Source organism: Psychrobacter sp. CX21 (genome assembly GCF_057396255.1).
The window spans coordinates 158355-172472 of the sequence record NZ_JBXYJG010000001.1; the positions used below are offsets into that span (position 1 = coordinate 158355).

The window sequence follows — 14118 nt, forward strand, 5'->3', positions numbered from 1 at the left end:
CCCCTTGCTTAGGCTTTGATTGACGGACGTACGATGACATCGCCACCATTGGCACCAGGTACGGCGCCTTTAATGACGAGAAGACCTTTTTCAGCATCTACTGATACGATCTCAAGTCCTTGAACGGTAACGCGTTTGTTACCCATTTGCCCTGGCATTTTCTTACCTTTGAAAACTTTACCTGGACTTTGGTTCTGACCTGTAGAACCCAGTGCACGATGCGATACTGAGTTACCATGCGTCGCATCTTGCATACTGAAATTGTGACGCTTAACGCCACCTTGAAAACCTTTACCTTTACTGGTGCCAGTTACGTCAACTATTTGACCTGCTTCGAATATATCAGCAGCAATTTCACTACCCGCTTCACGTCCTTCAAGCTCTTCATCTGTAACACGAAATTCCCATGCACCACGTCCAGCTTTTACGCCAGCTTTAGCAAAGTGACCTTTTTGAGCTGCATTTACGCGGCTGTCACGACGCTCACCAGTGGTGATTTGAATGGCTTGATAGCCGTCACTGTCATTCGTTTTTACTTGAGTAATGCGGTTTGCATCGACCTCAACAACTGTTACAGGGATTGAAGCGCCTGTCTCAGTGAAGACACGGGTCATGCCGCATTTCTTACCGACTAAACCGATCGCCATGTTAAACCTCTTTATATCTTCAATTAATAATTTGGGTAATTATGATAAGTCGCTCTATTTTAATTAATACACATTAATTAGTAACGTCAGTTATGATTAACCCAATGCGATTTGAACGTCTACACCAGCAGCCAAGTCCAATTTCATCAATGCGTCAACTGTTTTATCAGTTGGCTGCACAATGTCAAGCATACGCTTGTGAGTACGAATTTCGTACTGATCTCGCGCGTCTTTATTGACGTGAGGCGAGGTTAGGACGTTGAAACGCTCTATGCGAGTAGGCAACGGTACAGGACCACAAACTTGCGCACCAGTGCGCTTTGCGGTATCGACAATCTCTTGTGCCGACTGATCAATTAATCTGTGATCAAATGACTTTAGTCGGATACGGATTCTCTGGTTAGCCATGCCAGCAAGCTCCTAATAATTGGTTTCATCTTTTGTTACGTCATATAAAGATATATTCTAAATAGAAGTAACGTTGGATAAATAGCCGTTATATAAAAATCTATTCTTCGATTAAATAAAATATAAAACCAAAAAATAAAATAAGTTAAATCCTTGCCCACCATTTCCATATAGGAAGGTAGCAAAGAAGTATGAAATTAGTGCCGAAAACGATGCTTCAGCTGTATTAACGTCAAGCTTAAATGGTGTTTACTACTAAATATGTTGCCACATTTGCCTCACACCGACTTGATACGCTCATATAAATTCAGTGGGATGTATTATACAGATTAAACGTTCGATTGCAAGAAATTTTTCCTGTCAAAGTCTTCATAAAAGATCTTATATCGTTTTTTTACATTTAAATAACATTTTAGGATAATTCTATTAATCTAATACTATGTCATATTGTTCCTGAGTATATAGATTTTCAACTTCAAACGTGATAACACGGCCTACTAAGTATTCTAAATCTGCAACGGTATCCGCTTCAGATGTTAATAATAAATCGATAACTGACGCGTGAGCAACAACAGTAAACTTCTTAGGCGCATTATAAGTACGAGCACAGCGCATAATTTCCCTAAAAATCTCAAAACATACCGTTTCAGCTGTCTTTATAAATCCTTTACCCTCACAAGTTTTACAAGGTTCACATAGCTGCTGTTCCAATGATTCCCGTGTACGCTTACGTGTCATTTCCACCAAACCAAGCTCACTAACTTGTGTGATTTTGGTTTTAGCATAATCTTGAGAAAGCTGCTGCTGTAAGCTTTCTAGCACATCATCTTTATGCTCTTGTTCTAGCATATCAATAAAGTCTAAAATGATGATACCACCGAGATTACGCAGTCTAAGTTGCCTTGCAATGGCATGTGTTGCTTCAAGATTGGTCTTATAAACCGTATCCTCAAGAGAGCGTCCACCCACAAACGATCCTGTATTAACATCAATCGTTGTCATGGCTTCTGTTTGGTCAATGATTAGATAGCCACCTGACTTTAATCCAACTCGGCGTTTTAGAGCATCTCTCAAGTCTTCTTCAACGCGGTGCACATCAAATAAAGGCTGCTCTCCTGTATAAGGTAATACTCGAGGATAAATTAAGGGCACAAATTCTTTGGCGAATTGACGCGCTTCATGATATACCGCTTCATGATCGACAATCACTTTATCAGTTTCAGCGTGTACCAAATCACGGATAGAGCGTAACGGTAAGGATAATTCTTGATATATTAAGACTGCGGGTGTACTACTTATTGCACACTCGTTTTTTCGAGCTTGAATGGTACGCCACAGCTGCACTAGATAGTAGATATCTTCTTCAAGCTTTGGCACCGGTATACGCTCCGCTGCCGTACGAGCAATTAAGCCACCTGTTAAGTTAACAGTTTTCATTAACAGACCTAGCTCAGTCTTTAAACGATGACGTTCTTCTTCGTTATCAATGCGCTGGGATATACCGATGTGTTCGCTTGACGGTAAATAGACCAAATAACGTGACGGTAACGATATGTTAGTAGTAAGTCGGGCCCCTTTAGTTCCTAGCTGATCTTTGGTGACCTGCACCAATACTTTTTGACCTTCTTGTAATCGGTACTGGATAAGCTCATGCCGAGGTGGGTCAATAACTTGCCTATCATTATGAACCTTCGGCTTGGTATCCACTTTCGTTATGGCATTGCCTACCGTATCTGGTAAATCACTGTCTGAATGGTTTGACTCATCTGCTAAAGCAGATTGCTTTTCACGTAATCCTTCACGTAGCCCTTCGTTTGATCCTTCACGCAATCCTTCACTAATCCCAGAGCCAATCTCATTTTTATTGTATTGGGATAGCTCATTATCAGGTGGATTAGAGAAGGTATCATCACCCCCATCCGAGACGGCATTATCAACAGCAATTGGGATTGTACTTTGAGTTTCGGCGACATGATCGTTTCTATCGACAGACATCGTCGTCAATATGGTTGGTTCTTGATATTCACGGACAGCAGTAGCCGTTTTAGGTTTTTCATCTGTATTTGATTCGCGCGGTATACGGCGCATATCATTCACATGTAAAAATGCAGTGCGTGACTGACCTATATCAACAAAAGCTGCTTGCATACCCGGTAGAACTCGCACGACCGTACCCATATAAATATTGCCTACCAGTCCCAGCTTATTATGTCTTTCTATATATATTTCACTGACCACACCGTTATTCAAAACTGCAACTCGCGATTCCATGGGACTAACATTGATGAGTAGCTCTTCTGACATAACAGTCCTTTTAATTGATTAGCTTGTTTATAGGTTATAAGGTTTTAGTTATTCACTTGTATTTATAGTTTAACAATTTCTAGTTTAACATTGTCGTTGTAAAGTTGTGATGACTCTTAGTAGTTTTCATTTGCTATCTTTTGGTCGTAAATTTTTTATCTTTTAGTCGTATATCGTTAGATTTCTGACGCTAGGAAAATTTTCGATAGTTAGCATTCATCTTATCTATGGCAAGTAGCGTTTGTGCAAGAGGTAATCCCACAACATTGGTATAGCTGCCATTTATTCGATCTACCCAGGCGGCGCCCTGTCCTTGTATGGCGTATGCTCCTGCTTTATCTTGCGGCTCTCCTGTTTGCCAATAAGCTTCCATCTTTTGAGGTGTCAGCGGTATAAACGTTACCTCGGTTTTTTCTAAAATTGTTTTGGTTTCTATAACGTTACCGTTGGCATCCATGAGGGTAAGTTGCACGGCTGTCCAAATACGATGGGTGGTATCTGACATCCTAGACCACATCATAAATGCGTCTGCTTTATCAACAGGTTTAACCAAAATACTTCGACCATCTGCTAATACTCCTATGGTATCTGCAGTTATGATCAAGGTTAGATTATGTGTTACCGCGTCAGCTTTATTGAGACATTCGCGTGCAGTAGACGCTTTGTCTGATACCATCCTCACAATGTAGTCTTGAGGTAGTTCATTGGGTATTAAGGACTCATCAATATCAACAGATAATGTAGAGAATTCAATATTAGATTGTCTTAATAGGTGTTGTCTACGGGGGGATGAGGAGGCTAATAGGATATGCATGGCAGGCTCAGACTATTTACTTAATCATTGGTTAAAATAATTATAAAGTTGGCTTGAATAGGTCAAGGTAAGGTATATCCGCACGGGTCTTTGGAGACATTATTTAGAGAATCTAGCAAGGGCTAAGTAAACCAGTGGCCAGGTTGCAATACTTATTAAAAGACCGTATACGCCCTCTGAATAAAACATATTTTGGGTGATGTATTGTAATAACCACAAACATAATTGGAAAATAGTGAGCGCCGCTGCGGCAACCAACCAAGCGGTTATTAGATTTATTTCTTTCAGATACTTCCCAATAAAGCGAATTGAAAAGGCCATAATAACCGCACTGAAAGCTTGTTGACCTAAACGTGTGTCTAAAAATAAATCTGCACTTATGCCGATAACAAACGCAGTAACTACACCAATATACCGTGGTTTAAACATGACCCAATAGGCCAGTACCATCATCATCGTCATGGGGCGTAGTTTGGCTGTTGTCAAATCCATCGGGTACGTATTAAAAATGGAAGCAACTATAAAGCTCGCGATAACGATCAGCAAAGCTTGCATCGGAGTACGTGGCGATTTAGTCATAGTAGCAAACACACGTTTATAATGGCTTATACCTCAACAAATTCTATAAGTTAAATAGCTAATAACGTTTATAAAGAATAAGGCCAGTTAAAGCATAAAGCCATGACACTAAAGTGAATTTAAAAATTAGATAATCAAAAGCGCAATATGTTAATTTAGCTATTTGTTTTAAACTCTAAATTTAAATCAAGGCTCTATGCTTTCATTTAGCACTAATCGTTCAGCTTCAGTTAGCTGCAAGACGTCATCGTTATCTAATGACACTATATTATTTGATCCGTTTGATGAATTAGTAATCGTTTGGGTATTCATACTGTCTTGCATAATTAAGACGTATGAGCTATCAACAAAGTTTGCAGCAGGCCTTACCCCAATATCTAAAAAGTTGTCAGTTTGATTAGGATTAATAGATTCGATACGCCCAATACGATACCCTGCAGGAAAACGACCTCCTAATCCTGATGATACCAGCTCATCCCCAATGCGTATGTCCGAGGTCTTAAAGATATAATCTAAACTAAGTAAACTAGGTGAGCCTGTACCAGACACAATCGCTCGCTGGCCTGTACGTCTGACCGTCACAGAGACAGATTGCAGTTCATCAATAATAAGTAATAATCGACTGGTATTTGGATAGACATTAACCACTTGGCCCAACACACCATTTTCATCAATGGCAGTTTGACCAACTTTAACGCCATCTTTACTGCCTTGATTAATCATGACGATTTGCTTCAAAGGATTGGTATCAGTACCAATGACTTGCGCCAAGATTAGGTCGTATTGTTCAGGTTTGGTCGTTGATAATATGCCCTGAAGACGGGCATTTTGGGCAAGAATGTAGTCTTGCTGCTGCAACTTTGCTTGAGCGTGTAGCAGCTGAGCGTGCAACTGAATATTTTCTCGCCGGAGGGATTCTTTACTTCTTAAAGTACCATCTGCCCAATGACTCACAAAGCTGGGTAAAACCGAAACCTGATAAATGGGCTGCATGGCAGCATGACCTAGGTTACGCACTGGCGTAAACCAGTCTGGATTTTTACTATCTAAAAGCATCAGCGTCATAGCCACTAGCAATACGGCCGCCGTTTTGCGTAACGATAAACTGTACTGAGCGAAAAGGCTAGATGGCATATGCTATTACTAACTTATAATTAAACAAAAATCATGTTTAGACTTTTGTTATTAATAAAGTCCAACGCTGCACCGCCGCCACGACTGACGCAGGTCAATGGATCTTCAGCCACGGTTACAGGTAAACCTGTCTCTTTTGATAATAATTTATCAAAATTGCGTAATAACGCCCCACCACCTGTCAGTACTATACCGCGCTCTGCGATATCAGAAGATAATTCAGGAGGTGTTTGCTCAAGGGCGGTTTTAACGGCACTAATAATACCTGTTAATGAGTCACCTAGCGCCTTTTGTACCTCTTCTGAGGTTACGGTCAAGGTCTTAGGTACGCCTTCAGCCATACTACGACCTCGAACTTCTACTTCAAGTTTTGCATCTTCATCTATGGCAGATCCTACCGTTTGTTTGATACGTTCAGCGGTGGTCTCACCAATGACGCAGCCGTGATTTCTGCGTACATGAGTAATGATCGCTTCATCAAATATATCACCACCGATACGAATAGAGTCAGCATAGACACACCCAGATAGAGAAATAACCGCAATTTCTGTTGTGCCACCACCGATATCTACGACCATAGAGCCGCTAGCTTCATGTACAGGTAGATCAGCGCCTATCGCTGCCGCCATTGGCTCCTCTAATAAGAACACTTTATTAGCACCGGCAGAAGTAACCGCTTCACGAATCGCACGGCGCTCTACCAATGTCGACTTACAAGGCACACATACGACAACATTAGGCTGCGCCAGTAAGCGCTTCGCTTTTACTTTATGAATAAAGTGCTTAAGCATCTTTTGAGTGACTTCAAAATCAGCAATAACGCCGTCTTTTAAAGGACGGATGGCTGTAATATTATCTGGGGTACGACCCAGCATCTGCTTAGCGTCGATACCAACTGCAGCTACGGTGGGGTTTTGAGTGCGATTACTGCGCAGTGCCACCACCGTCGGCTCATCTAGAACCACACCTTTACCAGGTGTATAAATTAAAGTATTGGCAGTACCAAGGTCGATAGCGATATTGTTAGATAAAAATCCAAACGGGTTCATGTGTCGTGTTTCCAGCGTATTACGTGTTAAGAAAAAGCGGTCATTATCTTAAAGTTTAGACTAAAGTCATTTATTTAAAACCTATCTATAAACTTCAATAAATAAAGAGCGTTATTATAAGCCTGTATGACTCATAATATCTATAAACAAAATGATGGTTCAAGTGAGGCGCTTATAGGATTCATTGACAAGAAAAGGGCACAGTCCAGTAGACTCTTATTTTTATAAATAAATGTGTTAGTAAAAATATAAGTCTAAAGAGGTTCCAATCTAAACTATTCAAAAATTGTCAAAAAAATAAGTCAACACTTTAACTAAAGTTAAGTATAACGACAAGAGAAATTCAAAAAATAGCAGTGAATTTTTAATTTGATGCAAATTATAGCGCTTAATAGGCCATAAATCATGTAAAACACCTAATTTTACCAAAGTTATGTGTGGCAAAATTGAAACATCTCATTTCTGTAACCTCGCTGTTAGATTTATTAATCAAACAATTACATTTAACTTAGTTCAGACTAGGGCGTGTCTTCAATTAGAATATACGGCTAAAAATTTGATAGATTTTGTTAATCAAGATTGTTTTAGAAGTCAATATAGATATATTAGCTAGAAATTAGACACAGTTTGGCTGAAATATAGCTATTATTAGTCCATAAATTATAAATCTCCAAATGAAGACGCGCCCAAGCCATCTTATGTATAGATTCTACAGCCAATGTATGGTTTGACACTGAAATTAACCTATAGTTGCTTTATAATATCAAAAATTGCATCGCTCGCTATATCACTTATAAACGACACTTATAAGCGATAAATCAGCAGACACTTATAGCTGAAACTTATTAAAGATACTTATAATTAATAAATAAATTAGAAGCTTACTTAAAACAGGATGAAACTCATGACCGATAACTGTAAACCAGAGTCTAGTAATTCATTGAATGATATTCGTGACGATCAAATCAGTACTGAAGATATTTTAGAAGTTGCAAAATTATCGAGACTGGCTGTCGATGAGCAAACTGCCAAAGATTATGCTGAGGATATCGATAAAATTTTAGACATGATGCAAACAATTGCAAGTGTGGATACTGATGATCTCACGCCTCTGTCCAATATTCATGAGGCCGCTCAGCAATTACGTGCTGATATTCCTAACGCTCATATAGATCGAGAGCTGAACCAGTCAATTGCTCCTGCCGTTGAGCAAGGCTTATATCTAGTACCCCAAGTTATGGAGTAACTGTTGAGTATAAGGAAGTAACTATTGAATTATGAGGTTATTAGAAACCCGTTATCAGATACCTTTTATTAAAATGCTGTTAGTTAAAACCTTTTTTAGAAACTGAAGGTATTGCAATAACCAGAGATAACAATAAAAAGCGTAAATCAAATACTCTTCTGTACATATCAATGAGTACCATATGGAATCGCTATTTCTTAAATTTTATAGTTTTTGATTTATAGTTAACAGTTCACAACCTCTAAGTTAGTCATCTAAAACAATAACAGCATTACCCGTATATAACACAATTATCACTTAATTAATGGACACCCACTATGTCTGAATTACATCATTTATCCATAGCTCAGCTAATAGATGGCCTTGACAGCCAGCAGTTTAGCAGTGTGGCGCTAACCGAACACTTTTTAAAGCGTATTAATACTTTAGACAATAAAATCAATAGCTTTATCACCGTCGATGAAGAGGGCGCCCTACAAGCTGCTAAAGCGGCTGATGAAAAACGTAGCAAAGGTAATAACGCATCCTTGCTTGGCTTACCTATGGCCCATAAAGACTTATTTTGTACCAAAGGTCTTTTGACAACCTCTGGCTCAAAAATGCTTCATAACTTCGTATCGCCATATGATGCGACTGTGGTTTCTAATATTCGGGATGCCGGTGCCGTGTGCTTAGGTAAGCTGAATATGGATGAATTCGCTATGGGCTCGGATAATGAAAGCTCATATTATGGCGCGGTGCATAATCCTTGGGATACGGATCGCGTACCGGGCGGCTCTTCTGGAGGCTCAGCTGCCGCAGTGGCTGCTGCATTTGTACCGTTTGCAACAGGTAGTGATACCGGTGGCTCTATTAGACAGCCTGCCTCATTTTGTGGTTTAACAGGTATTAAGCCTACGTATGGCCGTGTTTCTCGCTTTGGTATGATTGCATATGCTTCAAGCTTGGATCAAGCTGGCACGTTTGGACGCACTGCTGAGGACTGTGCATATTTGTTGCAGCCTATGGTAGGTCACGATCCACGCGATGCTACCTGCATTAAACACCCCATTCCTAACTATGTGACAGACATGCATGATGCCGCTCAAAATGCGAGCTTGGACAAACCTTTTGAAGGTTTACGCATTGGCGTTGCAAAAGAGTACTTCGACAAAGGCTTAGATTCTGAGGTTGAAGCGACTGTCCGCGCTGCCCTCAAACAATATGAAGATCTAGGCGCAACTATTGTAGAGGTTAATATCACTGATCCTGAGATTACACTTGCTACATACTATATGCTAGCCCCTGCTGAAGCGTCTTCAAATTTATCCCGTTTTGATGGTGTGCGTTTTGGTTATCGCTGTGAAGACCCTAAGGATTTAGAAGATCTATATACGCGCTCACGCTCTGAGGGTTTTGGTCCTGAGGTTCAGCGCCGTATCTTAATGGGAACATATGCCCTATCCGCTGGATATTGCGACGCCTATTATAATAAAGCACAGAAGGTACGCCGCCTTATCTTAGAAGATTTTAATAAAGCTTTTGAGAAGTGTGATGTTATTGCCAGCCCAACATCGCCTACTGCAGCTTACAAACTTGACACAGCATTAGATCCTTTAGCCATGTATTTAGGAGATGTATATACCATTGGTGTTAATCTAGCCGGTCTTCCAGCGATTAGCATGCCAGCAGGCTTTACTGATTCAGGCTTGCCAATTGGATTGCAGCTGATTGGAGACCATTGGGATGACAGCAAACTGTTGTCTACTGCACATCTATTCCAGCAACATACGGATTACCACACTAAGTTATCAGCTACTGCACAGGAGAGCATCTAATGACTGCTATCACTGAAGACAACACCTCACATCAGCCAGTTCGCAAAGAGTTATTAATTGATGGCTACGAAGTGGTTATCGGCATTGAGATTCATTGTCAGCTCAATACGGACAGTAAGATCTTCTCAGCGTCGCCTACCGAGTTTGGTAATGAGCCAAATACTCAGGCTAATATTGTTGACTTAGGTCTACCTGGGGTTTTACCTGTATTAAATGAAGGTCTTATAGAGCGCGCGTTGAAATTTGGCATTGGGGTCAATGCGGAACTTGGCATGCTAAACACCTTCGATCGCAAAAACTATTTTTACCCCGACTTACCTAAGGGCTATCAAATCACCCAAATGGCAAATCCTATTGTGGGTAAAGGGTATATTGATGTGGTTGTAAATGAAGGTGAAAAAAATGAGTATGCTAAACGTATTGGTATAACTCGTGGTCATCTAGAAGAAGATGCGGGAAAATCTGTGCATGATGCTGTTTCTGGCATGACAGGTATTGATTTGAACCGTGCAGGTACGCCGCTTATTGAGATTGTATCTGAGCCTGACATGCGATCTGCCGCTGAAGCCGTTGCTTATATTAAAGCCATACACCAGCTTGTAACTTGGCTTGACATCTCTGATGCTGTCATGGCTGAAGGGTCGTTCCGTTGTGATTGTAACGTGTCTGTACGTCAGCCTGGAGAAGCGTTCGGTACGCGTACAGAGCTTAAGAACTTAAACTCTTTTCGCAATATCGAAAATGCTATTAAACGCGAAATTGAGCGTCAGATTGATATTGTAGAAGATGGCGGTTCAGTGATTCAAGCAACGATGCAATATGACGCTGATGCCGATGAGACCCGTATCATGCGCACTAAGGAAGATGCCGATGATTATCGCTATTTCCCTGATCCTGACTTATTACCAGTGCGCCTTGAACAAGAGAAGGTTGATAACATCCGTGAGTCAATGCCAGAGCTTCCCGTTCAGCGCCGCGAGCGGTTCGAAACGGAGCTTGGGCTTTCAGAGTATGATGCCCGTGTGCTAACCGATAGCCGTGATCTCGCGGATTACTTTGAGTCTGTTTTGGAATCAGTGGGTACTGAACATGCCAAACTTACCGCAAACTGGATGATGAGTAATTTACTCGGTGCTCTTAATAAAGAAGACAAAACAATAAGTGAATCGCCAATTAGTTCAGCGCAGCTGGCAGGCCTATTAAAACGCTTAAATGACAACACGCTCTCAGGAAAACTTGCTAAACAAGTCTTCACTGCCCTATATGATGGTGAAGGTGGTGATGGCGCAGATGCAGCAGATAAGATTATAGAAGCTAAAGGCTTAAAGCAAGAGACCGATACGGGCGCTATTAAAGCCATGGTTGAGGAAGTGATCGCTAACAATCAACAGATGGTTGATGAGTATAAAGGCGGTAAAGAAAAAGCCTTTAATGGTCTTGTTGGTCAAGTGATGAAAGCGAGCCGTGGTAAGGCTAACCCTCAGCAGGTTAATCAAATTTTAAAAGAGCTGTTAGGTTGAGCTATATAATAGAATGAAGTTTGATATAAATTGGGTGGTATTACTCTAAACCACCCATTTAAATCATTTAGATTATATTTACAGTTATAAATTATATAGAGGCTTGCAAAAAAACTATTATTGAGTAAAATAGTCAATCCATCGGGGCGTAGCGCAGTCTGGTAGCGCACTACACTGGGGGTGTAGTGGTCGTAGGTTCAAATCCTGCCGTCCCGACCAAATATAAGTATTAAATCACCTGCCGTAGCAATACGGCAGGTTTTTTTATGTTATACTTAAGTAACAAAATTAAAACCTATTATAAGTTTAATAATATTGTAATATGATCTAGACAATGTTATATACCTTAATAATATGTGCGACTTAATATTTATCTTGACACCTTGTATTCACTGAACTATGCACTTTGTGATATCAGATGTTAGCAATTCTGTAGAAATAGATTCCTCATTACTGGCCATATTATTTGTTGGCTAATTTATTGTCTATACATTTAAACGGCAGGGCTAGTATATAATGAAACTAAGAAGCATAGAGAAAGTCTATGAGAATCTGGTAGAGGTAGAACCTAATCAATCGATTAGATTAATATACATAAGTGATGTTTTTACGACGGATAAATCAGTATTCGAGCATATTCAAAACCACTCTACTACATTCAACAAAAAATTTAATATTACTGGGTTTCTATGTAATGATGCGAGAGTGTTTCTGCAATACCTTGAGGGTCCTAAACAAGCTGTATTAGAGTTGATGTCTAGAATATTTGTAGATCCCAACCATAGAAAAGTTAGAGTCATTTTAACTAAACCGGTTAGTGGCCATACGTTTTCTGATTGGCGCATGCATAGCCTTAATTTGAACAATAGTAGTTGGAAACGTCAAACTGAACCTACTGCTATGACAGAATTCATACCTTTTAAACCTGATACTTGGCAGCCTTGGTTTGTTGAAACCTTTATCAGCGCCATGAAACGTTTTGATAGTCAAAATGTTGATTATACGTCTAATTTAATTACGTTTGATTCTATAGGATTTAAAGAATTAGAACTAAAATTATCTTCTGACAGCTTATTTTTCTGGTTATTCCTTACCTCTATGATATCCACTTCATTTGTCATCTTACTTTTTAAATATGATGTATTTTATAGTTGAGCTATTGTAGTTAGCCTAAATCTTTTAATTCTGTTTGTTCATATTTTAGATTCCATTATTAGTTTTTATTTATTGTTTTAGAGATAGCTGATTTTATAGTTTATGCAAAGGTAAATCGTATACTCGATTTACCTTTTTTTGTGAACAATATAAGTAGTCTTTTAGCATAATAATAGCCTGACCATTACTATTGATTGGCTATATTGTACCACTGTTAGTTTATCAAATAGCATAATGTGATTATTAAGTAAAAAAGTTCTAATCTAAAAGTTCCGATCTAATGTTATGTGATTCGTTAATTTTTGATGTTTGCATGGCAGTAGAGCGTTATAATAACTCACCATCTTATATATTGAATGAGTTTTTATGACAACTGCTAAACCATCAAAATTTATTAGGACATCAGATACAACCGCTTTTGATACCGCTACTTTGTTAATCAAATGCTTAGATCAAGCAGGTATAGTGCAAGCGGTATCAGAATTCATCCACCGCTACGGGGCGAACATCATCACCTTAGATCAGTATTCTACTGCGCATGAAGGTGGTCAGTATTTTATGCGTTTAGAATTTGCACTAACTGGACTAAATGACATCATTGATAACCTTCAAGCTAGCTTTGGGCATACCGTCGCCAAACGTTACGACATGAAATGGCAACTACACAACAATGCGATCAAAACAAAAGTAGGTATTTTAGTTTCAAAATTCGATCATGCCCTACTCGACTTATTATGGCGTCACCAACGCGGGCTATTAGATTGTGAGATTAGTTGTGTGGTTAGTAACCATGAGGATTTGAGAGAGGCCGTCGAAAACTTTGGATTACCCTTCCATCATGTGCCTGTGACTAAAGAAAATAAAGCGGACGCTGAAGAACACATTCATACCATTATGGCGGGCAACGATTTATTAGTCTTAGCACGTTATATGCAAATTTTGTCCGAAAATTTTGTCAACCGCTGGCCGATGCGCATCATCAATATTCATCACTCCTTTTTACCAGCCTTTGTCGGCGCGGACCCCTATCGTCAGGCCTTTAATAAAGGTGTGAAGCTTATTGGGGCAACCGCACACTATGTCACCGCAGATTTGGATCAAGGTCCAATAATAGAACAAGATGTACATCGAGTGACTCACCGTCAGGGTGTGGCAGAGCTACGCGCTATTGGGCGTGATGTCGAGCGCAATGTGCTGGCGCGCGCGGTCAATTGGCACGTGCAAAACCGCGTCATTGTATCAGGTAACAAGACGGTGGTATTTAACTAAGGGTAATTATTGCTACAATCAAATTCAATATAAGAACTAATTTTTATTCGCTTTTTGGTAGGATGGTTTACTCAAAGTCGCCTTTCAATAAGCAATACAGTAGATAATAAAAGTTAATAACATAATAAGTAATAGCAAAGGCTACATCTAAGGATTAGATGGCTTACTCAACAACA

12 protein-coding genes and 1 tRNA gene are annotated in these 14118 nt (G+C 39.7%); 6 read left to right on the forward strand and 7 right to left on the reverse strand.

The window, feature by feature from the left end; translation table 11 throughout:
* Window positions 1–8 precede the first annotated feature (8 nt).
* The 7 genes from rplC to AC2SLP_RS00725 all read right to left on the reverse strand — a co-directional run bounded on the left by rplC (window position 9) and on the right by AC2SLP_RS00725 (window position 6935).
* A complete protein-coding gene (gene rplC, locus AC2SLP_RS00695; RefSeq protein WP_486534693.1) occupies window positions 9–647 on the reverse strand; it encodes a 50S ribosomal protein L3 in 639 nt (212 codons plus the stop codon).
* A 96-nt stretch (window positions 648–743) separates the two neighbouring features.
* Window positions 744–1055, reverse strand: coding sequence for a 30S ribosomal protein S10 (rpsJ, locus tag AC2SLP_RS00700; RefSeq protein ID WP_007394248.1), 312 nt, complete (start codon window positions 1053–1055; stop codon window positions 744–746).
* Between the two features lie 426 nt (window positions 1056–1481).
* The gene (locus AC2SLP_RS00705) at window positions 1482–3359 is read right to left on the reverse strand and encodes an Rne/Rng family ribonuclease (protein ID WP_486534695.1); all 1878 of its coding nucleotides are present in this window, start codon (window positions 3357–3359) and stop codon (window positions 1482–1484) included.
* A gap of 190 nt (window positions 3360–3549) precedes the next feature.
* The gene (locus tag AC2SLP_RS00710; RefSeq protein ID WP_486534697.1) at window positions 3550–4173 is read right to left on the reverse strand and encodes a Maf family protein; all 624 of its coding nucleotides are present in this window, start codon (window positions 4171–4173) and stop codon (window positions 3550–3552) included.
* Window positions 4174–4272: 99 nt separating this feature from the next.
* The gene (gene mreD / locus AC2SLP_RS00715) at window positions 4273–4752 is read right to left on the reverse strand and encodes a rod shape-determining protein MreD (protein ID WP_486534699.1); all 480 of its coding nucleotides are present in this window, start codon (window positions 4750–4752) and stop codon (window positions 4273–4275) included.
* A 186-nt stretch (window positions 4753–4938) separates the two neighbouring features.
* Window positions 4939–5886, reverse strand: a complete 948-nt coding sequence (mreC, locus tag AC2SLP_RS00720) for a rod shape-determining protein MreC (RefSeq protein WP_486534701.1) — start codon at window positions 5884–5886, stop codon at window positions 4939–4941.
* A gap of 20 nt (window positions 5887–5906) precedes the next feature.
* Window positions 5907–6935: a rod shape-determining protein gene (locus AC2SLP_RS00725; protein ID WP_486534703.1), complete on the reverse strand. Its 1029-nt coding sequence runs from the start codon at window positions 6933–6935 to the stop codon at window positions 5907–5909.
* Between the two features lie 904 nt (window positions 6936–7839).
* Between AC2SLP_RS00725 and gatC the strand changes: the two genes are divergently transcribed.
* The 6 genes from gatC (at window position 7840) to purU (ending at window position 13942) form a co-directional block, all read left to right on the forward strand.
* Window positions 7840–8181: an Asp-tRNA(Asn)/Glu-tRNA(Gln) amidotransferase subunit GatC gene (gene gatC / locus AC2SLP_RS00730; RefSeq protein WP_486534705.1), complete on the forward strand. Its 342-nt coding sequence runs from the start codon at window positions 7840–7842 to the stop codon at window positions 8179–8181.
* A 317-nt stretch (window positions 8182–8498) separates the two neighbouring features.
* Entirely contained in the window at window positions 8499–9998 is a 1500-nt protein-coding gene (gene gatA / locus AC2SLP_RS00735) for an Asp-tRNA(Asn)/Glu-tRNA(Gln) amidotransferase subunit GatA (protein ID WP_486534707.1), read from the forward strand.
* Complete coding sequence (gene gatB, locus AC2SLP_RS00740) at window positions 9998–11518, forward strand: Asp-tRNA(Asn)/Glu-tRNA(Gln) amidotransferase subunit GatB (protein ID WP_486534709.1); 1521 nt, start codon at window positions 9998–10000, stop codon at window positions 11516–11518. Before gatA ends, gatB begins: the two co-directional genes overlap by 1 nt.
* A 142-nt stretch (window positions 11519–11660) precedes the next feature.
* A tRNA-Pro gene (locus tag AC2SLP_RS00745) sits at window positions 11661–11737 on the forward strand.
* Window positions 11738–12034: 297 nt separating this feature from the next.
* Complete coding sequence (locus tag AC2SLP_RS00750) at window positions 12035–12673, forward strand: BLUF domain-containing protein (RefSeq protein WP_486534711.1); 639 nt, start codon at window positions 12035–12037, stop codon at window positions 12671–12673.
* Window positions 12674–13039: 366 nt separating this feature from the next.
* Window positions 13040–13942, forward strand: coding sequence for a formyltetrahydrofolate deformylase (gene purU, locus AC2SLP_RS00755; RefSeq protein WP_486534713.1), 903 nt, complete (start codon window positions 13040–13042; stop codon window positions 13940–13942).
* Window positions 13943–14118: the final 176 nt, after the last annotated feature.